At 64.4% G+C, this 23,271-nt stretch carries 24 protein-coding genes and 1 pseudogene; 10 read left to right on the top strand and 15 right to left on the bottom strand.

The window, feature by feature from the left end; genetic code table 11:
* From X730_RS150240 to X730_RS150280, 9 genes and pseudogenes are all read right to left on the bottom strand, one after another.
* Positions 1-885, bottom strand: a pseudogene (locus X730_RS150240) (Gfo/Idh/MocA family oxidoreductase); the annotation flags it as partial.
* A 103-nt stretch (positions 886-988) separates the two neighbouring features.
* Positions 989-2,056: an ABC transporter ATP-binding protein gene (locus X730_RS150245; protein WP_023712103.1), complete on the bottom strand. Its 1,068-nt coding sequence runs from the start codon at positions 2,054-2,056 to the stop codon at positions 989-991.
* Positions 2,056-2,844: an ABC transporter permease gene (locus X730_RS150250; protein ID WP_023826447.1), complete on the bottom strand. Its 789-nt coding sequence runs from the start codon at positions 2,842-2,844 to the stop codon at positions 2,056-2,058. The genes X730_RS150245 and X730_RS150250 overlap by 1 nt, the downstream gene beginning before the upstream one ends.
* Entirely contained in the window at positions 2,844-3,713 is an 870-nt protein-coding gene (locus X730_RS150255) for an ABC transporter permease (protein WP_023826446.1), read from the bottom strand. Before X730_RS150255 ends, X730_RS150250 begins: the two co-directional genes overlap by 1 nt.
* A gap of 66 nt (positions 3,714-3,779) precedes the next feature.
* Complete coding sequence (locus X730_RS150260) at positions 3,780-4,841, bottom strand: ABC transporter substrate-binding protein (RefSeq protein WP_023754403.1); 1,062 nt, start codon at positions 4,839-4,841, stop codon at positions 3,780-3,782.
* A 33-nt stretch (positions 4,842-4,874) separates the two neighbouring features.
* Positions 4,875-5,849, bottom strand: a complete 975-nt coding sequence (locus X730_RS150265; RefSeq protein WP_023826445.1) for a PfkB family carbohydrate kinase — start codon at positions 5,847-5,849, stop codon at positions 4,875-4,877.
* Entirely contained in the window at positions 5,846-6,880 is a 1,035-nt protein-coding gene (locus X730_RS150270; protein WP_023826444.1) for an ADP-ribosylglycohydrolase family protein, read from the bottom strand. The genes X730_RS150265 and X730_RS150270 overlap by 4 nt, the downstream gene beginning before the upstream one ends.
* 3 nt (positions 6,881-6,883) lie before the next feature.
* Positions 6,884-7,609: a GntR family transcriptional regulator gene (locus X730_RS150275; RefSeq protein WP_023687928.1), complete on the bottom strand. Its 726-nt coding sequence runs from the start codon at positions 7,607-7,609 to the stop codon at positions 6,884-6,886.
* A gap of 206 nt (positions 7,610-7,815) precedes the next feature.
* The gene (locus X730_RS150280; protein WP_023826443.1) at positions 7,816-8,586 is read right to left on the bottom strand and encodes an IclR family transcriptional regulator C-terminal domain-containing protein; all 771 of its coding nucleotides are present in this window, start codon (positions 8,584-8,586) and stop codon (positions 7,816-7,818) included.
* Positions 8,587-8,702: 116 nt separating this feature from the next.
* On the opposite strand from X730_RS150280, the gene X730_RS150285 reads away from it, so the two are divergent.
* From X730_RS150285 to pcaF, 3 genes are read left to right on the top strand one after another with little or no spacing between them, the layout of a single operon-like run.
* Positions 8,703-9,560 (top strand): CoA transferase subunit A, encoded by an 858-nt coding sequence (locus tag X730_RS150285; protein ID WP_023826442.1) that lies wholly within the window; start codon positions 8,703-8,705, stop codon positions 9,558-9,560.
* Positions 9,557-10,345, top strand: a complete 789-nt coding sequence (locus X730_RS150290; RefSeq protein WP_023696236.1) for a CoA-transferase subunit beta — start codon at positions 9,557-9,559, stop codon at positions 10,343-10,345. Before X730_RS150285 ends, X730_RS150290 begins: the two co-directional genes overlap by 4 nt.
* A gap of 1 nt (position 10,346) precedes the next feature.
* The gene (gene pcaF, locus X730_RS150295; RefSeq protein WP_023725443.1) at positions 10,347-11,552 is read left to right on the top strand and encodes a 3-oxoadipyl-CoA thiolase; all 1,206 of its coding nucleotides are present in this window, start codon (positions 10,347-10,349) and stop codon (positions 11,550-11,552) included.
* A 13-nt stretch (positions 11,553-11,565) separates the two neighbouring features.
* Here pcaF and pobA read toward each other — a convergent pair whose 3' ends face one another.
* Genes pobA through pcaD form a run of 6 tightly spaced genes read right to left on the bottom strand, consistent with a single transcriptional unit; the run spans position 11,566 to position 16,381 of the window.
* Complete coding sequence (gene pobA / locus X730_RS150300; RefSeq protein WP_023826441.1) at positions 11,566-12,738, bottom strand: 4-hydroxybenzoate 3-monooxygenase; 1,173 nt, start codon at positions 12,736-12,738, stop codon at positions 11,566-11,568.
* A complete protein-coding gene (locus X730_RS150305) occupies positions 12,738-13,790 on the bottom strand; it encodes a 3-carboxy-cis,cis-muconate cycloisomerase (RefSeq protein WP_023826440.1) in 1,053 nt (350 codons plus the stop codon). Before X730_RS150305 ends, pobA begins: the two co-directional genes overlap by 1 nt.
* A gap of 16 nt (positions 13,791-13,806) precedes the next feature.
* Positions 13,807-14,421 (bottom strand): protocatechuate 3,4-dioxygenase subunit alpha, encoded by a 615-nt coding sequence (pcaG, locus tag X730_RS150310; protein ID WP_023826439.1) that lies wholly within the window; start codon positions 14,419-14,421, stop codon positions 13,807-13,809.
* Entirely contained in the window at positions 14,421-15,176 is a 756-nt protein-coding gene (gene pcaH, locus X730_RS150315) for a protocatechuate 3,4-dioxygenase subunit beta (protein ID WP_023826438.1), read from the bottom strand. Before pcaH ends, pcaG begins: the two co-directional genes overlap by 1 nt.
* A complete protein-coding gene (gene pcaC, locus X730_RS150320) occupies positions 15,166-15,579 on the bottom strand; it encodes a 4-carboxymuconolactone decarboxylase (RefSeq protein ID WP_023685273.1) in 414 nt (137 codons plus the stop codon). Before pcaC ends, pcaH begins: the two co-directional genes overlap by 11 nt.
* Complete coding sequence (gene pcaD, locus X730_RS150325; protein ID WP_023754412.1) at positions 15,572-16,381, bottom strand: 3-oxoadipate enol-lactonase; 810 nt, start codon at positions 16,379-16,381, stop codon at positions 15,572-15,574. The genes pcaC and pcaD overlap by 8 nt, the downstream gene beginning before the upstream one ends.
* A 92-nt stretch (positions 16,382-16,473) precedes the next feature.
* Between pcaD and pcaQ the strand changes: the two genes are divergently transcribed.
* The 7 genes from pcaQ to X730_RS150360 all read left to right on the top strand — a co-directional run bounded on the left by pcaQ (position 16,474) and on the right by X730_RS150360 (position 23,197).
* Positions 16,474-17,391 (top strand): pca operon transcription factor PcaQ, encoded by a 918-nt coding sequence (pcaQ, locus tag X730_RS150330; RefSeq protein WP_023685275.1) that lies wholly within the window; start codon positions 16,474-16,476, stop codon positions 17,389-17,391.
* A 276-nt stretch (positions 17,392-17,667) separates the two neighbouring features.
* Positions 17,668-18,966 (top strand): ABC transporter substrate-binding protein, encoded by a 1,299-nt coding sequence (locus X730_RS150335; protein WP_023702148.1) that lies wholly within the window; start codon positions 17,668-17,670, stop codon positions 18,964-18,966.
* A 23-nt stretch (positions 18,967-18,989) separates the two neighbouring features.
* The gene (locus X730_RS150340; RefSeq protein ID WP_023826437.1) at positions 18,990-19,730 is read left to right on the top strand and encodes an ABC transporter ATP-binding protein; all 741 of its coding nucleotides are present in this window, start codon (positions 18,990-18,992) and stop codon (positions 19,728-19,730) included.
* Complete coding sequence (locus X730_RS150345; protein WP_023826436.1) at positions 19,727-20,455, top strand: ABC transporter ATP-binding protein; 729 nt, start codon at positions 19,727-19,729, stop codon at positions 20,453-20,455. Before X730_RS150340 ends, X730_RS150345 begins: the two co-directional genes overlap by 4 nt.
* The gene (locus X730_RS150350) at positions 20,452-21,348 is read left to right on the top strand and encodes a branched-chain amino acid ABC transporter permease (RefSeq protein ID WP_023826435.1); all 897 of its coding nucleotides are present in this window, start codon (positions 20,452-20,454) and stop codon (positions 21,346-21,348) included. The genes X730_RS150345 and X730_RS150350 overlap by 4 nt, the downstream gene beginning before the upstream one ends.
* Entirely contained in the window at positions 21,345-22,409 is a 1,065-nt protein-coding gene (locus X730_RS150355; RefSeq protein ID WP_023826434.1) for a branched-chain amino acid ABC transporter permease, read from the top strand. Before X730_RS150350 ends, X730_RS150355 begins: the two co-directional genes overlap by 4 nt.
* Positions 22,410-22,411: 2 nt before the next feature.
* Entirely contained in the window at positions 22,412-23,197 is a 786-nt protein-coding gene (locus tag X730_RS150360; RefSeq protein WP_023729448.1) for a coniferyl-alcohol dehydrogenase, read from the top strand.
* Positions 23,198-23,271: the final 74 nt, after the last annotated feature.

Below are 23,271 nucleotides of genomic sequence, written 5' to 3'. Positions count from 1 at the left end.
GCGACACCCTTGGTGCCGTCGACGCGCCAGTTGATGTGCTGGTCGTCCTCATAGCCCTCCTGGCGCGGTCCGGACCAGACATCCTCCAGCGACACGGCGAGCACGCCGGAGGGAAAGCGCAGCGTCGAGACGGTGATGCCGTCTGAATGGTCGAATGTCGTGCGCGGATCCTTGCGCGTCAGCGTGGTGATTTCCGAGGGATCGCCGAACAGGAAGCGCAGCACGTCCAGATGATGCACGCTCATATTGGCGAGCGTCAGCCGGTCGTAGTCCTGAAGGAAAGTCTGCCAGTGCGGGATCGCATGCATGTCGATCTGCGCAAAGACGATGTCGCCCAGTGCGCCGCTGTCGATGATCTGCTTCAGGACGCGCATCGACTGGTCGTAGCGCATGTTCTGGTTGACCGAGAGGATCTTGCCTGACTTGGCTGCCTCGTCGCGCAGCTTCACGGCTTCATCGACCGACAGCGCCAGTGGCTTCTGCGCCAGGATCGCCTTGATGTGAGGCTGCTTCAGCGCATGGCGGATCAGCGCCGGCTGCTGGTCGGGCGGAAAGGCAAGGTCGACGATCTCGACCTCAGAATCCTCGATCAGCTGTTCCGGTGTGTCGTGGACGGTCGCAATGCTCCAGCGCTTCGCCACCTTCTCGGCGCTGGTCTTGGTGCGCGAGGCGATGGCGACGACTGGGAAACCGGCCTGCGCATAGGCGGCAAGATGGCATTCGGCCATGATCATGCCGGNGCGAGGCGATGGCGACGACTGGGAAACCGGCCTGCGCATAGGCGGCAAGATGGCATTCGGCCATGATCATGCCGGCGCCGATGCAACCGATCCGGTATTCGCTGGTGCGAACCCTCACATCCGGCTCGAAACCCTGGCCTGCCATCCATTCCTCCCTTGGACGACAGGATATAACGCCATGGCCGGCCCATCAGCCAAGGTCCGCTCCATCAATTCCCATCAGAACCATGCCGGGGTGACGGTGCGAACTAGTTTGCGGCAATCAGCACGGTGCTTTCCGGCGACCAGCTGAGCATTACATTCTGGCCCTCGGCCAGCCGGTCACTGCCGGTATTCTGGACGATGACTTTCAACGTCTGGCCGGCACGCTCGACGAAATAGGTGCTGTTGTTGCCGGCGAAAATGCGCTTGGAGATCTGGCCCTTCAGAGCGTTGGCATTGGCCGCATCCGCAACCCCGGCATCGGTGGCGATGCGAATGCGTTCGGGACGCACGGCGCAGCTGGCCTTCGTACCGGCGGCAAGCCGATCACCCACCCCGGCGGCGATCGCCGTGCCGTCAGGCAGCCGGATGCCGTTGCCGGTCGCATCGCCGCGAAAAATGTTTGCGTCGCCAAGGAAGGTGGCGGCGAATTCGCTCTTCGGCCGGTCGTAGATTTCCTCCGGCGGCCCTTCCTGCACGAGCCTGCCGTCCCGCAATATGCCGATGCGGTCGCTCATCGTCAGCGCCTCTTCCTGGTCGTGGGTGACGAAGATGGTGGTGATGCCGATCTCGCGCTGGATGCGCTTCAGCTCGATCTGCATGTCGACGCGCAGCGCCTTGTCGAGCGCGCCGAGCGGCTCGTCGAGCAACAGCACGCGCGGCTTGGTGACGATGGCGCGCGCCAGCGCCACACGCTGGCGTTGGCCGCCGGAGAGCTGGTGCGGCCGGCGCTCGCCGAGCTTGCCGAGCTGAACCAGATCGAGCGCGCGCTGCACTTCGGTGGCGATCGTCGCTTTCGTTTCGCCGCGCACCGACAGGCCGAAGGCGACATTATCGGCGACGCTCATATTGGGAAACAGCGCATAGTTCTGGAACACCATGCCGATGCGCCGCTTTTCGACCGGCACCCGTTCGACGCTCTCGCCGCCAATGGCGATGCGGCCGGAGTCGGGAAAGTCGAAGCCGGCGATTTGCCTGAGCAGCGTGGTCTTGCCGCTGCCCGAGGGGCCAAGCAGCCCATAGAAACCGCCATCGGCGAAATCGATGGAGACGTGGTCCAGCGCCTTGTGCGCGCCAAAACTGCGGGAGACGTTCGATACCTGCACGCCGGCCATTATTTCTCTCCGCCGAATTTGAAGAAGCGCGCCGTGAACAGCATCAGCGCCATCGACACGACAATGATGATGGTCGAGACCGCGTTGATCTCGGGCGTGAACCCCTTGCGGATCGCGGCGTAGATTTCGACCGGCAGCGTCGTCTGCCCCGGCGTCGCCAGGAAGTAGGAGACGACAAACTGGTCGAACGACACGGCAAATGCGAACAAGCCGCCGGCAATGACGCCGGGCATGATCCACGGCAGCGTCACACGCGCGGTCACCTGCCACTGGTTGGCGCCGAGCGAGCGCGCCGCCTCTTCCAGCTCCGGTGCAAAAGTCTGCAGCCGGGCCGAGACGACGACGATGACATAGGGCAGCGCCAGCGCCACATGGCCGAGCAGGATGGCTAACAGGCCGCGGCCAATGCCGACGCCGAAGAAGAAGATCAGCATCGCCGTGCCGGTGATCAGCCACGGAATGGCGATCGGCGGAAACAGCAGCGCCTGCAGCACTTTCTTGCCGCGGAAGTCGTAGCGGAAGAGCGCCAGCGAAGCGGCCGAGCCAAGCACCACTGAGATGAGCGTGGTGATGACCGCGATCTCGAGGCTGTTCCAGGTGGCCGCGATCAGCTTGTCGTTCTGCCAGAGCGAGGCATACCATTCCGTCGTCCATTCGAACGGCAATTGGTAGAAGGGCGAGACGTTGAACGACATCAGCGCCATGATGATGATCGGCAGATAGAGGAAGGCGAGCAGCAGGAAGATGTAAAACCGGCCCAGCCCTTGGAGGATGCGGGTGGTCTTCATCACGCGGCCCTCTTCAGCACCGGCGAGGCACCTGCGAGGATGACCAGCACGACGGCGAGCAGGATGAACGACAATGCCGCACCAAGCGGCCAGTTGAACACGGCGACGAACTGGTCCTCGATCACCGTCCCGTAGAACGTGCCGGTGCGGCCGCCGAGAATGCGCGGCTCCATGAACGAGCCGACGACCGGCACGAAGATCAGTGCCGCACCTGCCACCAGGCCAGGCATCGACAGCGGGATGATCACCCGCTTCAGCACCTGCAGCCGCGAGGCGCCGAGCGAACGTCCGGCCTCGATCAGCGAGTCGTCGATGGCCTGCAAAGTGAGATAACAGGTCAGCACCATATAGGGCACGTAGGAGTGCACCAGGCCGATGATAATTGCGGGGTAGGAATACATCAGGTCGATGTTGATCTTGAACGGCAGCACGGCGTTGAGTGCCGTGTCTAGAATGCCGCCCTCGCGCAGCACCATCGCCCAGGAGAAGATGCGCACCAGCCCGTTCGACCAGAACGGCAAGATGACCAGCAGGAAAATCGCCTCGCGGCTGCGCCCCTTCAGCACCTTGGCCAATACATAGGCTGCGGGATAACCGATGACGACGCACCACAAAGTCACTTCGAGGCCGAGCCGCAGCGAAGCGAGCAGCAGCGTCAGGTACAGGCTCTGCGAGAAGAAGGCGGCGTAATTGCCAAGGGTCAAGGCCCACGGCTTTCCCGACAGCGGCAGGTCGGTCATGAAGGAGAAGAACACCATGGCCGAGAGCGGCAGGAAGATCGCCACCGTCAGCCAGAGATAGGCCGGCGCCAGCAGCGGCAGGGCCGATCTCAGCCCGCTACGCGACGCGACCGCACCCTGTACCGCCATGATACCCTCCTCCCCAGGATTGAAGGGCCAGCCGGCGCCAACCGCCGGCTGGTCCGGACGTGAGCGTTACTTCACGTCGACCTTGAGCTGCTGCCACAGCGCCAGATAGGCCTCGCGCTGCGCGTCGGTGATCGGCGCCTGGAACTGGATGCGCTTGGCCACCTCGGGATCGCCCATCACCTTGCGGTTGAAGGAGTCTTCAGGCAGCGCTTCCACCGCCTTGGTGTTGGCCGACACCGGAGCGCCGACCTTGGTGACCCATTCGACATAGAATTTCGGATCGATCATCCAGTTGATGAAGGCCTGCGCACCTTCGACATTCTTCGAGCCCACCGGGATCGAGAACGCGTCGAGCCAGGCGACGGCGCCTTCCTGCGGAACGACCAGCGAGACCGGCAGCTTGAAGTGGGTCTTGGCGCGATCGGCCGAGCCGCTCCAATAGGTGCCGATGTCGATCTGGTTGGAGGCGACCATCTGGTTCCAGTCGTTCTCCGAGCTCCAGAAGGTCTTGATCTGCGGCATCAGCGAGGTCAGCTTGGTCTTGACCGCGTCCATATCCTTGATGTCGTTGATGTTCTGGCCGGTGGCGATGGCGCCGAACTGCACCGCTTCGACAGCGTCGTCGCGAATGACGACCCGGCCCTTATGCGCTGGGCCCCACATTTCGGCGATCGAGGTCGGCGGCTTGTCGAAGGACTTTTCGTTGATTGCCAGCGCCGTCAAGCCCCACACCCACGGCACGCCATAGACCTTGCCGTCATGGTCGAGCATCGGCGATTGCGCCTTGTCCTTGCTGATGTCGGCATAGTTCGGCAGCTTCGAGACATCGATCGGCTGGATCAGCTTTTCCGCCATCGCCTGATCGTTGAAGGCGGCGTTGATCATGACCACGTCATAGAGTCCCGGATTGGTGCGGATCTTGGTCAGCATTTCCTGTTCGGAATTGAAGAAGTCGTTGACGACCTTGTTGCCGGTCGCCTTTTCGAAGGCTTCGATCGCCCACGGCTCGTCGGCGCCGTAGCCCTTCCAGTTGAGCACATGCACTTCGGCGGCACTGGCGGCCAGCGTGAGCGCGGAGGTGATGACGGCGGTCGCCGTCAGCAGGGCAGTCAGTCTTGGCATGCGCATGTTCGTTCCTCTCTTGTTTGCCCGCTTGGCGGGTCAGGCTGTCTGATGGGCCTTCTGGTTCTGGCCCGGCTCGCCCGTGGCGGCCTGGCTCAGGAAAGTCTGGATCTCGCTGTCGGTCGGCGCCGATGAGCCGCCATGGCGGGTGACGGAAAGTGCTGCCGCCGCATTGGCATAGCGCGCCGCCTCGAAGGGATGCACGCCGCGCGAGAGTGCACTGACGAAACCGCCGATATGGGTGTCGCCGGCGCCATTGGTGTCGATGGCATCGACCTTGAAGCCGGCAATGGTCTGCGTCTCGCCATTGACCAACCTCACGAAACAGCCCTTGGCGCCGGCGCGGATAACGACGCCTTCGGCCTTTGGGCAGTGGTCGGCGAGCAGCAGGGCGGCGAGTGCCTCGACATCGCCTTGCCCAGCGATCTCGACCGCTTCCGTCATGTTGCAGCTCAGCCATGTCGTGCGGGCAAGCACCCGCGACAGGATCGTGCGCGCAATGTCTGCAATGACAGGCGTCGGATCGAAGACGAAGGGAACATCCGCCGGCAGCGCCTCGATCCAGTCGGTCAGCGCGTCGCGGCTTCCGGGATAGCTCAGCGTATAGCCTGACGTGAACACCCAATCATCAGGCGCGACCGCCACGGGCGTCATCATATCCAGGCTGAGAATGCTCTCCGCACCGGGCCACGACACGAAGGTGCGCTCGGCATCCCCGGAGATCATGGCGACGCAATTGCCGCTGTCCATGACCGGCGATGGCGACGTCAGCGTTATGATGCCTTCGGCCGCAAACGCGGCGCGCAAAAAATCGCCATTCGGTCCGCTGCCGAGCTGGCCGCCGAACACCACCGTCATGCCGGTGCGGCTGGCCGCGACCATCATGTTGAAGCCGCCGCCGGCGACCTGCGCAAAGCTCGACGCGGTCTTCTCGCAGCCCGGCGCCGGCAAGGCGTCGATGCGGTAGACATAGTCGACGACGGCGCTGCCGATATGGACCAGACGCCCACTCATGCCGCGGCATCCTTGCTGGCCTTTGCCGTGCGCGCCGCGACGAGGTCTTCGGCAAGCGAGCGCACCTCCCCCATATCTATGCCGACGAGCCCGGCAATGTGTCGTTGCGGCAGTTGCGAAAAGCCGACGCAGGCGCCGGCCATGCCTGTGGCAATCGCGCCGATCGTGTCGGTGTCGCCGCCGAGATTGGCGCTGATGATTGCCGCTTGCCAGGGATCGCCCTGCGCGACTTCAAGCACGGCGAAAGCTGCCGGCACGGACTCCTGGCTGGCCACACCGGTGCCGACGAGATCGGTGATGAGCCCGATCGCATCCCGCATGGTCTTGCCGCGCACGAGCTCCTGCGCCCAGGCGATACGCGCGGCGATATCGCCACCAGTCACCCAATGTCCGAGCCGGGCGCCTCGCCGCGCGGCTGCTACCGCGCTGTCGGAAGCGGCACGCCAGTCGCCACCGGCGACGCCGTGGCTGGCGGCGGCGGCGACTGCTGCGGCCGAAGCGATGGCGATCGAGGTGTTGTGCGTGGCACGGCAAGTTTCGGCCACCTTGGCGACGAAAGCGTCGAGCGGTTCCAGCGGCATCATGATGCCGACCGGCGCGATGCGCATGGCCGCGCCATTGGTGTCGCCCCGGCTTCCCGCCTCTTCCGCCGGCACGCCGTCATTGATGGCGTCGATGGCGCGCTTGGTCGATGGTCCCAGCAGGTCATAGCTGCCGCGCGCCTTGACCTCGCGCTCCCAGTCGAGCAGTGCGTTCACCCAGCGCGCATGATCGAAGCGGTCGCCGGACTGGACCAGAATGCGACCAAGCAGCAGCGCCTGTTCGGTATCGTCGGTGATGGTGCCGGCAACGAGCCCCTTCGACACCGGATGATCGGCAAACGGCGCCACGAAATCCTCGACATGGCCGTATAGCTCGGCGATCCGCGCCGGCGACAGAAGCTGCGTCGGCATGCCCAGCGCATCACCGAGCGCCCCACCGACAAGCGCGCCCATGGCGCGATCGAGCGTGTCGTTGGTTCTGTCCGGCATCGCTCAAAACCTCATATGCAGCGCGAAATGCGCCGGGTTGAGCAGGCTGGTGACATATTCGATCGGCCGGTCGTCGGCCGCACGCGTCAGCCGGCGTCCGCGCAGGAACGGCGTGCCTTGCGGGCAGCCGAGAATGGCGGCGTCTTCGGCATTCAGCATCTCGATGCCGACCCATTCCTCGCCATGGTCTGGGATGAGGCCGGCGCCGCGCAGCGTCTGGTGCAGCGAGCCTTCGCGCAGACCGCGCAGCGGCACGTCCTCCAGTTCGGGCGACAGCGGCAGGCGGCTGCGTTCGATGGAGATCGCATGGCCGTCGCTGGCATTGGTGCGCACCCGGTCGACGGCGATGAAGAACGGGCTTTCGATGCCAAGCAGCGCGGCAAGATCGGCATCCTCGATCACTTCAAGCCGCAGCGTCCGCGTCTCGGCATTGGCGCCGGCATTGGCCAGCGCCCGCGACCAGCCAATGCTGTCATCGACCGGCTTGCCGTCGAACGTGACGAAGGAGCCGATGCCGACCTTGGTCGTGATCAGCCCACGGCTGGACAACTCCTCGAGGCCCTTGCGGACCGTGTTGCGGCTGACGGAAAAGCGCTGGACGAGTTCGTTCTCGCTTTGCAGGCGGTCGCCGAAGCCAAGCACGCCGGAGCGGATCTCATGTTCGAGAACGGTGGCGATCTGCTCGGGCTTGCCCGTGCCGGGAGAAAGTTGAACCGCGCGCCGCTTCACATGGGTACCTGTTCAGTAAACCTGTATAGTCCTGTTCGATATTGGAGTTGAAGGGCGACGTCAACGATATATTTGGATTCACGCATATGCATTGTGCTCAGGTGCCCCGGGCATCGTTTGTTCGCATGGCGACGCTAACCGCGCAGGGCGTCCCGTCTCCGAGACAGAGCGGGGGCAGCGCTTCCCTCAGGCGATTAGCCTTGCGCTCACACGAAGAAAAATTCCTCGATCCGTTGCTTGGCCGTCCGCAGCGCTGGCAGGATATCCCGCTCCATCGCCTCGACGGAGAACCGCGCCGACTGCGTCGAGACGTTGATCGCCGCCACGGTCTTGCCGGCGCGGTCATAGATCGGCACCGCTATCGAGCGCAGGCCAAGTTCCAGCTCTTCATCGACGACGGCAAAGCCATCCGCCCTCGCCGCGTCGATGGCCTTGGCCAGCGCGGCGCGGCTGATGATCGTCTTCGGCGTGCGCCGTTCGATCCTCGCCTCTGCAAGCAAGGCCTTCAGCTCATCCGCGCCCAGCCCCGCAAGCAGGACGCGCCCCATCGAGGTGCAATGCGCCGGCAGCCTGGTGCCGACATCGAGCGAAACGCTGAGGATGCGGCGGCCAGGAATGCGCGCGACATAGACGACTTCCTCGCCCGACAGCACCGCCGCGTTACAGGCCTCGTCGAATTGGCCCGCGACGTCGCGCATGATGGATGCCGCGAATGTCCATAGCGAGGCGCCGCCGAGCCAAGAGCGCACGATGGCGAGCAGGCGCGGCGACAGCGAAAACTGCCGGCCGGATTGCGTGGCATAGCCGGTGGCGGTCAGCGTCAGCAGGAAGCGACGCGCGCCGGCGCGGGTCAGCCCCGCCTCCTCCGCCATTTCGGTCAGCGTCATCCCGGCCGGATGCCGGGCCAGTATCTCCATGACTGCAAGGCCGCGCTCCAGCGAGCCGACATGGTCGCGCGTCTTTGCCTTGTCCTCCATGCGGCCTCCGCAAGACAATGCGTCGCCTTGACTCGTCTCGGCGGCGCGATGTAAAAATATCTCATACAAAACAAATGTTCGCAATACGAACTTTTTGAACTTCGGAGTTCTTGGCGATGGTCAATTTCCTGCCGCTCAAACAGGCCGTGGCTGAGAACCTGCATGATGGCGATACGGTCGCCTTCGAAGGCTTCACGCATCTGATCCCGACGGCGGCGGCGCATGAGGCCATCCGCCAGGGCTTTCGCGACCTGACGCTCATCCGCATGACCCCCGACCTGATCTACGACCAGATGATCGGCATGGGCATGGCCAAGAAGATCATCTTCTCCTATGTCGGCAATCCCGGCGTCGGCCTGCTGCGCCGCGCCCGCGACGCCATCGAGAACGGCTTCCCCCGGTCGATCGAGATCGAGGAGCACAGCCATGCCGGCATGGCCAACGCCTACGAGGCGGGAGCTGCCGGCCTGCCTTGCGCGGTGTTCCGCGGCTATCGCGGCGCCGGGCTGGCGGCAGTCAATCCCAACATCCGCTCGGTCACCTGCCCGTTCACCGGCGAGGTGCTTGCCGCCGTTCCTTCCATCCGACCGGACGTGACCTTCATCCACGCTCAGAAGGCCGACAAAAAAGGCAATGTGCTGGTCGAAGGCATTATCGGCATCCAGAAGGAAGCGGTGCTCGCGGCCAAGCGCGCCGTGGTGACGGTAGAGGAAGTCGTCGACAATTTCGACGACCTGCATCCCAACCTCACCGTGCTGCCGCGCTGGACCATCGCTGCGATCTCGGTGGTATCAGGCGGTTCGCATCCCTCCTACACGCACGGCTATTATGTGCGCGACAATGCCGCCTATCTCGAATGGGACGACATCGCCGCCGACCGTGAAAAATTCCAGACCTGGATGCAGGCGAATGTCCTCGAGCGCACGGCGGACGATTTCGCCGGCCGCGTAAAGCATCTGAGGAGCGCGGCATGAGCGGCTTTACTCCCAATGAGATGATGACGATTGCCGCCAGCCGAGCCCTGAAAAACGACGATGTCTGCTTCGTCGGCATTGGCGCGCCGTCGGCCGCCTGCAACGTCGCGCGACTGACGCATGCGCCCGACATCACGCTGATCTATGAAAGCGGCACCATCGGCACCGCGCCCGATGTTTTGCCGCTGTCGATCGGTGACGGCGAACTTTGCGACACCGCCGTCACGACCGTCTCGGTGCCGGAGATGTTTCGTTACTGGCTGCAGGGCGGCCGCATTTCGATCGGTTTCCTCGGTGCCGCCCAGCTCGACAAGTTCGGCAACATCAACACCACCATCATCGGCGACTATGCGCATCCCAAGACCCGCCTGCCCGGCGGCGGCGGCGCGCCGGAGATCGCCACCTCGTCGAAGGAGATCTACATCACCATGGCGCAGTCCAAGCGCGGCATGGTCGAGAAGATCGACTTCTTCACCTCCTTCGGCCATGGCAATGGCGGCGACCATCGCCAGCGCCTCGGCATCGAGACATCAGGGCCGACGCTGCTGATCACCGACCTTGCCATCTGGAAGCCAGATCCGGTGAGCAAGGAATTCACCGTGGTGTCGTTGCATCCCGGCGCAACGCGGCAGCAGGTGCAGGACAGCTGTGGCTGGATCGTAAAGTTCGCCGAGGCGCTTGACGAAACGCCGGCGCCGACGGAACTCGAGCTGACGACATTGCGCGACCTGCAGGCCCGCACCAAGGCGGCGCATGAGGGAAGCGGAAAAGAAAAGGCCGCATGACATGACCGAGGCATTCATCTGCGATTACATCCGCACCCCGATCGGCCGTTTCGGCGGCTCGCTGTCGTCGGTGCGGGCCGACGATCTTGGCGCCATCCCGCTGAAGGCGCTGGTCGAGCGCAATGCCGGCATCGACTGGCAGGCTGTCGACGACGTCGTCTATGGCTGCGCCAATCAGGCCGGCGAGGACAACCGCAATGTAGCCCGCATGTCGCTGCTCCTGGCCGGACTGCCGAAGGAAATTTCAGGCTCGACCGTCAATCGCCTCTGCGGGTCCGGCATGGACGCGCTCACCATTGCCGCCCGCGCCATCAAGGCGGGCGAAGCCGAGTTGATGATCGCCGGCGGCGTCGAATCGATGAGCCGCGCGCCCTTCGTCATACCCAAGGCCGAGACCGCCTTTTCACGCCATGCCGAGATCCATGACACCACCATCGGCTGGCGCTTCATCAACCCGCTGATGAAGAAACAATATGGCGTCGATTCCATGCCGGAGACCGGCGAGAACGTCGCCGAGGACTTCCAGGTGTCGCGCGCCGACCAGGATGCGTTTGCCGTGCGCAGCCAGGACAAGGCCGTCGTAGCACAGGCCAATGGCCGGCTGGCGAAGGAGATCACCCCGGTGACGATCCCGCAGAAAAAGGGCGATGCGATTATCGTATCGAAGGATGAGCATCCGCGCGCCGGCACCACGGTCGAGTCGCTGGCCAAATTGCCGACGCCGTTCCGCCAGGGCGGCACCGTCACCGCCGGCAACGCGTCCGGCGTCAATGACGGCGCGGCGGCGCTGATCATCGCCTCCGAAGCGGCTGTGAAAAAATACGGCCTGACGCCGATCGCCCGCGTTCTCGGCGGCGCTGCTGCCGGCGTGGCGCCGCGCATCATGGGCATCGGCCCTGCCCCGGCGACACAAAAGCTCTGCGCCCGCCTCGGCCTGACACCGCACCAATTCGATGTCATCGAACTCAACGAAGCCTTCGCCTCCCAAGGCATCGCCGTGCTCCGTCAACTCGGCATCTCCGAGAATGCGGAGCACGTCAATCCGAATGGCGGCGCCATCGCGCTTGGTCATCCCTTGGGCATGTCGGGCGCGCGTATCACTGGCACCGCGGCACTGGAACTGCGCGAGCGCAGCGCCCGCTATGCGCTGGCCACCATGTGCATCGGCGTCGGCCAGGGCATCGCGGTGGCGCTCGAACGGGTTTGAGTTTGCACCGCCCTTAATAGGGCAAACCGACATAGTTTTCAGCCAGCGCGGTCGACGCCGCTTGCGAATGCACGAGATAGTCGAGCTCGGCTTCCTGGATGCGCTGGCCGAACTCGCCCGTATCGGGAAAGCGGTGCAGCATCGTCGTCATCCACCAGGAGAAGCGCACCGCCTTCCACACTCTGGCCAACGCCTTGGCTGAATAAGCGTCGAGCCCGCTTGGTGATTTGTCCAGATAGAATTCGCGAAGCCCGGCAAAGAGATAGCGCACGTCGCTGGCGGCAAGGTTGAGCCCCTTGGCGCCCGTCGGCGGCACGATATGGGCGGCGTCGCCGACCAGGAACAGCCGGCCGAAGCGCATCGGCTCGGCAACGAAGGAGCGCAGCGGCGCGATCGACTTTTCGAAGGACGGCCCGGTAACAACGGCGGCGGCAGTCTGCTCGGGCAGGCGACGGCGCAACTCATCCCAGAAGCGGTCGTTGCTCCAGGCCTCGACGCTCTCATCAACCGGAACCTGCACATAGTAGCGGCTGCGATGTGTCGAGCGCATCGAGCACAGCGCAAAGCCACGCTCGTGGTTGGCGTAGACCAGTTCGTGATCGGCCGGCGGCACTTCTGCCAGCACGCCGAGCCAGCCGAACGGATAGGTCCGCTCGAAGGTTTTCAGGGCGCGTTCGGGCGCCGATTTGCGGCTGACGCCGTGATAGCCGTCGCAGCCGGCGATAAAGTCGCAGTCGATGCGATGGCTGACGCCATCCTTGTCGTAGGTGACGTAAGGCGCTTCGCCATCGAAACCGTGCAGCGCGACATTGGACGCCTCGTAGACGGTGACCAGCCCCGCCGCCTCGCGCTTGTCCATCAGGTCGTGTGTCACCTCGGTCTGGCCATAGACGGTGACGTGTTTTCCGCCGGTCAGCGCTGTGAGATCGAGCCGATGCAGGCTGCCGCCGAAGGCAAGCGAGACGCCGGCATGGGGTAGACCCTCAGCATGCAGCCTTGCCGCTGCGCCTGCTTGCTCCAGCAGCTCGACAGTGCCCTGTTCGAGCACCCCTGCCCGCACGCGGCCAAGCACGTGCTCCCGGCTCGAACGATCGAGGATCACGGTTTCGACGCCGATGCCGCTAAGCAGCTGGCCGAGCAGCAGCCCGGACGGTCCGGAGCCGACAATGACAATCTGGGTGCGCATCAGTGCCCCAGGCTTTCGATCTGTCCGGCGAGTTCCGCGGCAAGCCGCAAGGCGGCCGCGGTCGCAACCGCTATTTGCGGCAAGAGCAGCCATTCCAGCGTCCAGGCAGCACCGGAGCGCTCCTGCTCATGCACCAGCGCCTGGTGCATGCCGGAAAGCTGCGTGGCGTTGAAGCGGGCCAGCGCCACCAGCGCTTCGGCCTTGACCGGATTCTGCTTGTGCGGCATGGCCGATGAGCCGCCACCGCCGGATAGTTTGATCTCGGTGCCGCTCTGCGCCATCAGGGCGACGTCCTGGCCGAACTTGCCGAGGCTGCCGGTGATGAGCGACAGCAAACCGGCGAACTCGGCCAGCGCATCGCGCTGGTTGTGCCATTGCGGCGCATCGCCAAGGCCAAGCTTTGCGGCAAGGGCGGCGCGCACTGCGGGGCCTTTGTCGCCGAGCTTTTCCAGCGTGCCGGCGGCGCCGCCGAATTGCACTACCAGCAGACCCTTGGATTGCTCCGAGAGTCTCTGCTGATGCCGTTGCAGCGGCGTGCGCCACACCGCCACGCGGTCCGACGCCTGAATTGGGATCGCCGGCTGCATGCGCGTCATCGCTGTCAATGCACGGCTGCCAAAACGTTCTTCCAGCCCCACCAGCCGCAGAATGTTTTCAGTCAGCAGCAGGTCGAGATGTTCAATGAGCCGGCGCAGCCGAAGCACCAGGCCAGTGTCGATGACGTCCTGGCTGGTTGCGCCGAAATGCACGCCGGCGTCGTGCGGCGCCCCGACCGCTGCCTTCAACTGGCGCACCAGTTCGGGCACGATCACGCCATCCTTCGCCACACCGGCCCGCAGCCGCGCGGTGTCCGGCTTGTATGACAACAGGACAGGTATAATCGCCGCGGCGGCATCCGTGCCGATAATCCCGCTTTCGGCTTCCGCTTGCGCCAGCGCGCGCTCGAAATCGAGCATGGCGGCGATTTCCGCATCCACCGAAAAATGCCGAGCCGCCTCCTCGTCGCCGAGCAGGCCGGAAAGCAGCGGATGGTCGAAGGGCGATACGGTCATGTGCTGGTTTCCTCCGTCAGCTGTCGAAGAAGACCGTTTCCTTCTCCCCCTGGAGATGGACGTCGAAAATATAGTCGTCGCCTTGCCGCTCGGCGATCAGCGTCGGCACGCGCACCTTGTGCTCGATGCGGGCCAGGATCGGATCCTCGGCATTGGCCTTGGCCTCGTCGGAGAAATAGAGCCGCGTGTGGAGGCCGATATTGATGCCGCGGGCGACGATCCACAGGCTGATATGCGGCGCCATCAGCCGGCCGTCGCCATACGGCACGCGTCCCGGCTTGATCGTCTGAAAACTGCACAGGCCGGTTTCCATGTCGGTCGGCTGACGGCCCCAGCCCTGAAAATCCGGATCGGCATCGCCGCGCAATTCGGCCGGCGAATTGTAGAAACCATTGGCATCCGCCTGCCAGATTTCGATCAGCGCATCCCTGAGCGGCGTGCCGGTGCCGTCGAGCACGCGGACGCGTAAACCAATGCGCTCGCCCTTGGTGTTGTCGTTGAGCATCGTGGCGCCCAGGTCTGTCGGGTAGACGCCGCCGATACCGCCGAAATTCGGCGTCAGCCCGATATGCACGTAGGGCCCGGCGGTCTGCGACGGGCTCTCCTTCAGCCGGGTCAGCGATTGCGCCATCAATTGCCCTCCGGACGGTTTTCGAACAGCGAGGCGCGGCGTCCGCGCAACACGATGTCGAACTTGTAGGCGCGCGCGTCGAACGGGATCGTCGCCTGCATGTCGAGCGCGGCGACCAGCGTCTCAATCGCCGCCTTGTCGCGGATACCGCGCACGATCGGGCACCGCCAGATCAGCGGGTCGCCCTCGAAATACATCTGGGTGATCAGCCGCTGTGCGAAGCCGTGGCCGAACACCGAGAAATGGATGTGCGACGGCCGCCAGTCATTGGGCCCGTTCGGCCAGGGATAGGGACCTGGCTTCACCGTGCGAAAGGCATAGCCGCCGTCGGCATCGGTGATGGTGCGGCCGCAGCCGCCGAAATTCGGATCGAGCGGCGCCAGATAGCCGTCCTTCTTGTGGCGGTAGCGGCCGCCCGCATTGGCCTGCCAGAATTCGAGCAGCGCGCCGGAGACGCCCTGGCCGCGCTCGTCGAGCACGCGGCCATAGACGATGATACGCTCGCCGATGGCGCTCTCGCCGGACTTTGCAAAATTGTGGATCAGGTCATTGTCGAGTTCGCCCAGCACGGCGTGGCCGAACACCGGACCGGTGATTTCGGACGCCGTGTTGTCGAAGGCCAGCAGCGCCTTTTGCGGCGAGCGCAACACCGACGTCTTGTAGTCGGGCGTCAGCGCCGGCGGATGCCAGCCACGGTCGCGCTGGAAGAAGGCTCCGCTCTCGGGCCTGCGGTTCGAGCCGGCATCAGCTGGCATGGCCAGCCCTGCTTCCGTCCATTTCCGAAAACACCTCCTTGGCGATCCTGAAGGCGCGGTTGGCGGCCGGCACGCCGGCATAGATCGCGACATGCAGGAACGCTTCGCAGATATCGTCGCGCGACGCACCGGTGTTGGCGGTGGCGCGCACATGCATGGCGACCTCTTCATCATGGCCAAGGGCGGCCAGCAGTGCCAGCGTCACGATCGAGCGTTCGCGCCTGCTGAAGCCCGGACGCGCCCACACAGTGCCCCAGGCTGCCTCGGTGATCAGCTCCTGGAACGGCCGGTCGAAATCGGTGACGGCATCCTCGCTGCGATCAACATGCGGGTCGCCGAGCACCGAGCGCCTGACGGTCAGCCCGGTCTGATATCTGGTTTCGTTTTTGGGCAGTTCATCCATGGGTCTGCTTTCTCAGGGGAAGCGCCGCGACGAAATCGCGGATCAGGGTGGTCAGCGCCTTGGGCTGTTCGACGCAAGGGATGTGCGCGGCGTCACGAATGATTTCGAAATGTGCGCCTGGGATCAGATCGGCCAGCCAGCGGACGAGATCCGGCGGCGTCGAGCCGTCCTGGTCGCCAACGACGCAAAGCGTGGGCACCGCGATCGCCTGCGCGGCCTCGGTGAAATCGGCATCGCGCACCGCGGCGCAGGTGCCGACATAGCCGGCGACGGCTTGCCGGGTCATCATGTTCCAGTAGCCGTCGAGCTCGGCGACACGGTCCGCGTGGAAGGCAGGCGTAAACCACATTTTGAGCACGGCATCGGCGATGGCCTGGATACCTTTGCTTTCGACCGTTTCGATGCGGGTGTTCCAGCTGTCGGCCGTGCCGATCTTGTGGGCGGTGTCGCACAGGATGAGGCCGTCGACGATTTCGGGGCGCCGGGCATAAAACCCTTGCGCAATCAGGCCGCCCACCGACAGGCCGCACAGCACCGCATTGTTCAGTTCGAAATGATCGATCAGGCCCGACAGATCATCGACATGCTCGTCGATCGAGCTGACGCCACCAATGTCGGACAGGCCATGGCCGCGCTTGTCGTAGACCAACACAGGCATTTCGCCACCCAGTTCGGACAACACCTCGTCCCAGACGCGGAAGTCGGTGCCCAGCGAATTGATGAACACGATCGGCCGCGCATTTCCCTTCGCCTTGATATGGCGATGGTGCAGCGTGATGCCGCCAATGTTGACGAATGGCACGATTTCGATCCTCCGTGTTCACATTGCACAAGGCATTTGGTTTGGTAAAATGATATTTTACGCCGTTTCATTAACTGCTAGGTTATGAGAACATGTCCGAAAGCCGCATAAGGTTCCGTCACCTGCAGGCATTCCTTGAGGTAGCGCGGCAAGGCAGCGTGGCGAGGGCGGCCGACTTTCTCCATGTCAGCCCACCGGCCGTGACCAAGACGTTGCGCGAATTGGAGGAGGCGCTTGGCATCGCTGTCGTCGAACGCGACGGCCGCGGCATCAGGGTGACACGGCTTGGCGAAATCTTTCTCGGCCATGCCGGCACGGCGATCACGGCACTGAAGCGCGGCGTCGATTCCGTCCGCCAGGACGGCGCCATCAACCGGCATCCGATCCGCATCGGCGCGCTCCCGACAGTGTCGGCCAAGGTGATGCCACGCGCCATAAGCCTGTTCCTGAGTGAAAATACCGGTGCTGCGATCAAGATCGTCACCGGCGAGAACGCGGTCCTGCTGGAACAGTTGCGCGTCGGTGCGCTCGATCTCGTCGTCGGCCGGCTTGCGGCGCCGGAAAACATGACCGGCTTCTTCTTCGAGCATCTCTATTCCGAACCGGTGCTGTTCGTGGTGAGGGCCGGCCATCCGCTGCTGCAGCCGGGCCAGGACATCTTCGCCCGGCTCGATGAATTTCCGGTGCTGATGCCGACGCGGGAATCGGTCATCCGCCCGTTCGTCGACCGCCTGTTCATCACCAACGGCATGACGGCGCCTGCGACCGAGATCGAGACCGTCTCGGATTCCTTCGGCCGTGCCTTCCTGCGCCAAAGCAACGCGGTCTGGATCATATCGACAGGCGTCGTCGCCAACGAACTCTCCAGCGGCGCCTTCGTCGCCTTGCCCGTCAACACCGAGGAAACCAAAGGGCCGGTCGGCCTGACGATGCGGACCGACACTGCGCCTTCGCCGGCCTTCACCATCCTGCTGCAGACCATTCGCGAGGCGGCCAGCCAGAACGCCTGAGCACCTTTCGCCAATCTGGCGCAGAGCGGGCCTTCAGCCGTATTTCCATAACCTGTTGGTTAACGAAACACCGCAAAATATCATTTTACCAAACCAAACACCTAGGGCACTGTGACGATGGGAGGATCGAAATCGTGCCGTTATCGGCATTGGCGGCGTTCCGCTGCCGCCTCAAGGCCTGCCGGGGCGATCTCCGATCTTAAGAACGGGCGGCATCGATTTTGAGCAGGCCGGCGGTGACCTCCAGGTGCCGTCAGGAAAGGGAGGAATACCAGCATGACCTCAAGCAAATCCGGCGTCTCGCGGCGCCAGTTCATCGCCACATCGCTCGCCGGCGGCGCGGCACTTGCGCTCAGCCGCGGCCAGGCATTCGCGCAGGCCGCCGACACGCTGAAGGTCGGCTTTGTCAGCCCGCGCACCGGGCCGCTCGCCGGCTTCGGCCAGACCGACGGCTATGTGCTCGATCTCGCCCGCAAGGCGCTCGCCAACGGCCTCGACATCGGCGGCAAGAAATACAGTGTCGAGATCATCGACCAGGACACGCAATCCGACCCGTCGCGCGCCGGCCAGCTCGCCAAGGACCTCATCAACAACCAGGCCGTCGACCTGATGCTGGCGGTGTCGACGCCGGAGGTGATCAACCCGGTCGCCGACGCCTGCGAAGCCGCCGGCGTGCCTTGCCTCTCCACCGTCATGCCGTGGGAGGCCTGGTATTTCGGCCGCGGCGCCAAGCCCGGCGAACCCTCGCCGTTCAAATGGACCTATCATTTCGGCTTCGGCGTCGACGAGTTCTTCCGGACCTACATCTCGCAATGGAACCTGATCGAGACCAACAAGAAGGTCGGCGTCATGTACCCCAACGACGCAGACGGCAATGCCATCCGCACCCATCTGGCGCCGTTGCTGGCAAAGCAGGGTTTCACCATCGTCGATCCCGGCGCCTACGAGACCGGCACCACCGACTATTCCTCGCAGATCGCGCTGTTCAAGCAGGAAGGCGTCGAGATCTTCAACTCCTTCCCGATCCCGCCGGACTTCGCCGCCTTCTGGCGTCAGGCTGCACAGCAAGGCCTGATCAAGCAGATCAAGATCTGCCAGGTCGCCAAGACCGGATTGTTCCCGTCCGACATCGAGGCGCTGGGCGATCTCGGCAACAAGATTTCGAGCGCCGCTTACTGGCACAAGGCCTTTCCCTACAAGTCGCCGCTGACCGGCGTTTCGGGGACCGAACTGGCCGACGGTTATGAGGCCGCCAGCGGCAAGCAGTGGACGCAGCAGCTCGGCGCCTCGATGTCGCTGCTCGACGCCGGCTTCGAGGCGCTGAAGGCAAGCACCGACGCCAAGGACAAGGCGGCCGTCGCCAAGGCGCTGAGCACGCTCAACACCGAGACCATGATCGGCAAGGTCGACTTCACCAGCGGCCCGGTCGCCAATGTCTCTCCCGGCCCGATCATCGGCACCCAATGGGTGGCGGCCAAGGAAGGCGGCAAATTCCCGCTCGACTACGTCGTGACCGAGAACGCCACCGACCCGAAGGTTCCGGTCGAGGCCAAGCTCCAGCCGTATAACAGCTGACGGTCGGTTACGGGGATCGCATCGTGAACGGTTCAGCAAACGCCGCGATCCTCCGCGCTGCCGGCATCCAGAAACGCTTCGGCGCGCTGGTGGTGCTCGACGATGTCGACTTCGCCATGAATGCCGATGAGGCCGTCGGCATCGTCGGTCCGAACGGCGCCGGCAAGACGACGCTGCTCAGCATCTTATCAGGCGCCTTCCCGCCGAGCGCCGGCACGGTCGCCTTCAAGGGTGGCGATGTGACCGCGATGCCGGCTACAGCGCGCTGTCGTCTCGGCCTGGTGCGCACGCACCAGGTGCCCAAGCCGTTCAGCGGCATGACCACGTTCGAGAACGTTTTTGTTGCCGCGTCGCATGGCGCCGGTCTCGCCCGCGACGAGGCCTATGAAGAGGCGCTGGAGTCGCTGAAACTGTGCGGCATGATGGGCGTGGCCAACCGGCGCGCCGAAACGCTCGGCCTGCTCGACCGCAAGCGGCTGGAACTTGCCCGCGCGCTCGCGGCAAGGCCTACGCTGCTTCTGCTCGACGAGATCGGCGGCGGACTGACCGATGGCGAGGCGAGCGAACTTGTCCATACCATCAAGGAATTGCGCCGCCGCAAGATCGGCATCGTCTGGATCGAGCACATCGTCCACATCCTGCTGCAGGTGGCCGAGCGGCTGATCTGCATGGACGCCGGCAAGATCATCGCCGACGGCGAGCCGCAAGCGGTGATGGCCGACCCCGAAGTCGTGCGCGCCTATCTCGGCGGAGGCCCGAAATGAGCCTGCTCGCAATCGAGAATCTGGTCGTCCGCCATGGCCTGTTGCAGGCGGTGCGCGGTGTGAGCTTTACGATCGAGCGCGGCGAAACGCTGGCGCTGGTCGGCGCCAACGGCGCCGGCAAGACGACGCTGCTGCGGGCGATCGCCGGCGCCCATGAGCCGACGGCCGGCCGCGTGCTGCTGAATGGCGCCGATATCACCGGCGTTCCCTCGCACAAGCGCGTCGGCATGGGCGTCGCGCTGGTGCCGGAAGGGCGAAAACTGTTCGTGCAAATGACGGTCGAGGAGAACCTCCTGCTTGGCAAGACCGCCGGCCGTCCCGGCGACTGGAGCGTGGAACGAGTGCTCGACACGTTCCCCAATCTGAAGCCGCGCCGCCATGCCAAGACCGGGCATCTCTCCGGTGGCGAGCAGCAGGCCACCGCCATCGGCCGCGCTTTGATGAGCAATCCCGAACTGCTGCTGCTCGACGAGGTCTCGCTCGGCCTGTCGCCGCTGGTGGTCGATCGCGTATACACTTCGCTGCAAGGCCTGATCAGCTCCGGCACGACGATCATCCTGGTCGAACAGGACCTCAATCGCGCGCTCTCGGTCTCGGACAAGGTCATCTGCATGCTCGAAGGACGCGTCGCGCTGGAAGGCCCGAGCAAGGGCATGTCCCGCGATGAAGTGACGAAAGCCTATTTCGGTCTGCACAGAAAAAGCGCCGGGAGTGTGCCGGCATGAGCAACCAGATCGTCCAGGGCATCCTGCTCGGCGGCTACTACGCGCTGATCGCCTGCGGCCTCTCCTTCATGTTTTCGGTGATGCGCATAATCAACCTCGCGCATGGCAGCCTGGCCGTGTTTTCCGCCTACGCGCTGTGGTGGCTCGCCTCGCAATTCCATATCTCGCCCTTCGTCGGCCTGCTCATCGTGCTGCCGCTGATGGCGGCCATCGGCTGGGCGCTGCAACGCTTCCTGCTCGAGCGCAGCGCCCGTGGAGGCGCGCTGCTGCCGATCCTGACCACGTTCGGCCTCGCCATCGTCATCGACAATGCGCTGTTCGAGCAGTTCGGCGCCGACACACGTTCGCTGGCGCCCTATATCGGCAGCCTCTCCTACGATTCCTGGGAATGGCCGGGCAGCATCTATGTCGGCAAGCTTGCCGTGATCATGTTCGCCGCCGCCGTCATATTGCTTGGCGGACTGCAGCTGTTCCTTACCAACACCAGCCTTGGCCGCTCGATCCGCGCCACGTCGGAAGATCCCGACACGGCCGGTCTCGTCGGCGTCGATGCGCGCCGCGCCAACGCCCTCGCGGCCGCCATCGCCATGGTCACGGTCGGTCTTGCCGGTGCCTTCCTCGGCATGCGCGCCACCTTCGATCCCTATACCGGCGCACCTCAATTGCTGTTCGCTTTCGAGGCGGCGGTGATCGGCGGCGCCGGTTCGCTATGGGGCACGCTGGTCGGCGGCATCGTTCTGGCGCTCGCCCAGACGCTCGGCGCGCAGATCCATCCGCAAGGTTTTCTGATCGGCGGCCATGTCGCCTTCCTGATCGTGCTGTTCATCCGGCTCTCCACCTCCGGCCTCGGCCTGCGCGGCCTGCTGCGCCTGCCCGCGAGGAAAGCATCATGAGCGCGGTTTTAAACGCCCCCGTTATCGAGCGCAGCACCTCCGCCTCGCGCATCTCGGCGATTGCGGTCGTCGTCATCATCGCGCTACTTGGCGTCGCCCCGCATTTCCTGTCGGCCGGCGCCGTCGACCGCGTGACCGCCTTGTTCATCTATGTGATCCTGGCAGCGATGTGGAACGCGCTGGCCGGCTTCGGCGGGCTGGTTTCGGTGGGACAGCAAGTGTTCTTCGGCCTCGGCGCCTATTTCACCATCCGCCTGGCCGATGCCGGCCTCAACCCGTTCGCTTCGCTGTTCGTCTCCGCGATCATTGTCGGCGCGATCTCCTGGCCGATGTCGCTGTTCATGCTGCGGCTCAGGAACGGCGAGTTCGCCATCGGCATGTGGGTGATCGCGGCGCTCACCCATCTCCTGGTCAATCTCGACCGGCTGGTGCAAGGCGAGACCGGGACGTCGCTGATCTCGCTCAACGTCTATGACGCCGGTTCCAGGCGGGCGACGATCTACTGGCTGGCGCTGGCCGCGATGACGGCGCTGCTCGCCACCCTGTTTAGCCTGCTGCGTGGCAGCACGGGCGCTGCCATCCGCGCCATCAGGGACAATGAGGAGGCCGCGGCATCGGTCGGCGTGCGCGTCACCGGCACCAAGCGGCTGCTCTTCGTGCTCGCCGCCTTCGGCATCGGCATGGCCGGCGCGCTGTGGTTGGCCACGTCGATCACCTTCCAGCCGAAAACCTACTTCAACGTCCAGTGGACCGCCTACATGATCTTCATGGTCCTGGTCGGCGGCATCGGCACCTTCGAGGGCGCCATTCTGGGTGCGCTGCTGTTCTTCCTCATCGAGACCTGGTTCGGCGGCACCGGCGTCTGGTATCTGATCGGCCTCGGCGCCACGGCGGTGCTGTTCTCGCTCTTCCTGCCGCGCGGCCTGTGGGGAACGCTGGAGGAGCGCTTTGGCCTGCGCCTGCTACCGGTCGGCTATCGCGTCAGACTCCCGGCAAACGCCGGCGATAGCGACGCCACGCCTTCGCCGCAACAGACCGCAACACATAGTGAAAAGGCGTGACCATGCTGTTCGGCAAGACCATCCTCATCACCGGTGTCGCGTCCGGTATCGGCGCCCGCACCGCGGAACTTGCCGGCCAGCTGGGCGCTGACGTGATCGGCGTCGACGTGCGTGAACCTGCCGCACCGGTCGGCTTCTTCGTCAAGGCCGACATCTCGTTCAAGGCCGGCGTCGTCGATCTCATCGGGCGCCTGCCGCAGCGCATCGATGCGCTCTGCAATGTCGCCGGCCTCCCCGGCAACACCGGTGCGGTGTCGACACTGGCCGTCAACTTCTACGGCCTGCGCGCGCTCTCGGAAGGCCTCGCACCAAGACTTCGTGAAGGCGGCGCCGTGGTCAACGTCGCCTCGATCGCCGGCTATGGCTGGCGCGCCAATCTCAACCGCGCGGCATCGATGATCGGCATCGAAGGCTTTCCCGATGTGGCGGAGGTGGTCGCCGACCATCAGGTGAAGAACGAGGAAGGCTATTCCGTTTCCAAGGAACTGCTGCTGTTGTGGACGCAGCGCGCCGCACATCAGGACCTGTTCAGGAGCCGCGGCATCCGCGTCAATGCAGTGAGCCCCGGCCCGGTCGAGACGCCGATCCTCAAACAGTTCCGCAATGTGCTGGGTGACGCCCGCGTGGACAGCGACATCGCCAGGGTCGGGCGCGCCGGAACCTCGGGCGACATCGCGCCTGTCGTGCTGTTCCTGTGCTCGGACGGCGCACGCTGGGTCAACGGCGCCAATGTGCCGGTTGACGGTGGGCTTGAAGCATCGATCAATGCCGAGGTGCTCGGCTTCTAGACCATGATCCCGAAAAGTGGGAGCCGGTGTTCGGATCAGATCGTGGTCGATAATTGATAGAAAAGACGCTCCAC

This window comes from Mesorhizobium sp. L103C131B0 (assembly GCF_000502275.1).
GTDB lineage: Bacteria > Pseudomonadota > Alphaproteobacteria > Rhizobiales > Rhizobiaceae > Mesorhizobium.
Note: the sequence above shows the minus strand (reverse complement) of the source record. Positions and strands in the feature narration are given on the sequence as shown.

Bases quoted from the DNA above. Each gene is read 5' to 3' on its own strand.
- X730_RS150245 (WP_023712103.1), bottom strand. From the start codon at position 2,056: ATGGCCGGCGTGCAGGTATCGAACGTCTCCCGCAGTTTTGGCGCGCAC.
- X730_RS150250 (WP_023826447.1), bottom strand. From the start codon at position 2,844: ATGAAGACCACCCGCATCCTCCAAGGGCTGGGCCGGTTTTACATCTTC.
- X730_RS150255 (WP_023826446.1), bottom strand. From the start codon at position 3,713: ATGGCGGTACAGGGTGCGGTCGCGTCGCGTAGCGGGCTGAGATCGGCC.
- X730_RS150260 (WP_023754403.1), bottom strand. From the start codon at position 4,841: ATGCGCATGCCAAGACTGACTGCCCTGCTGACGGCGACCGCCGTCATC.
- X730_RS150265 (WP_023826445.1), bottom strand. From the start codon at position 5,849: ATGAGTGGGCGTCTGGTCCATATCGGCAGCGCCGTCGTCGACTATGTC.
- X730_RS150270 (WP_023826444.1), bottom strand. From the start codon at position 6,880: ATGCCGGACAGAACCAACGACACGCTCGATCGCGCCATGGGCGCGCTT.
- X730_RS150280 (WP_023826443.1), bottom strand. From the start codon at position 8,586: ATGGAGGACAAGGCAAAGACGCGCGACCATGTCGGCTCGCTGGAGCGC.
- X730_RS150285 (WP_023826442.1), top strand. From the start codon at position 8,703: ATGGTCAATTTCCTGCCGCTCAAACAGGCCGTGGCTGAGAACCTGCAT.
- X730_RS150290 (WP_023696236.1), top strand. From the start codon at position 9,557: ATGAGCGGCTTTACTCCCAATGAGATGATGACGATTGCCGCCAGCCGA.
- pcaF (WP_023725443.1), top strand. From the start codon at position 10,347: ATGACCGAGGCATTCATCTGCGATTACATCCGCACCCCGATCGGCCGT.
- pobA (WP_023826441.1), bottom strand. From the start codon at position 12,738: ATGCGCACCCAGATTGTCATTGTCGGCTCCGGACCGTCCGGGCTGCTG.
- X730_RS150305 (WP_023826440.1), bottom strand. From the start codon at position 13,790: ATGACCGTATCGCCCTTCGACCATCCGCTGCTTTCCGGCCTGCTCGGC.
- pcaG (WP_023826439.1), bottom strand. From the start codon at position 14,421: ATGGCGCAATCGCTGACCCGGCTGAAGGAGAGCCCGTCGCAGACCGCC.
- pcaH (WP_023826438.1), bottom strand. From the start codon at position 15,176: ATGCCAGCTGATGCCGGCTCGAACCGCAGGCCCGAGAGCGGAGCCTTC.
- pcaC (WP_023685273.1), bottom strand. From the start codon at position 15,579: ATGGATGAACTGCCCAAAAACGAAACCAGATATCAGACCGGGCTGACC.
- pcaQ (WP_023685275.1), top strand. From the start codon at position 16,474: ATGTCCGAAAGCCGCATAAGGTTCCGTCACCTGCAGGCATTCCTTGAG.
- X730_RS150335 (WP_023702148.1), top strand. From the start codon at position 17,668: ATGACCTCAAGCAAATCCGGCGTCTCGCGGCGCCAGTTCATCGCCACA.
- X730_RS150345 (WP_023826436.1), top strand. From the start codon at position 19,727: ATGAGCCTGCTCGCAATCGAGAATCTGGTCGTCCGCCATGGCCTGTTG.
- X730_RS150350 (WP_023826435.1), top strand. From the start codon at position 20,452: ATGAGCAACCAGATCGTCCAGGGCATCCTGCTCGGCGGCTACTACGCG.
- X730_RS150355 (WP_023826434.1), top strand. From the start codon at position 21,345: ATGAGCGCGGTTTTAAACGCCCCCGTTATCGAGCGCAGCACCTCCGCC.
- X730_RS150360 (WP_023729448.1), top strand. From the start codon at position 22,412: ATGCTGTTCGGCAAGACCATCCTCATCACCGGTGTCGCGTCCGGTATC.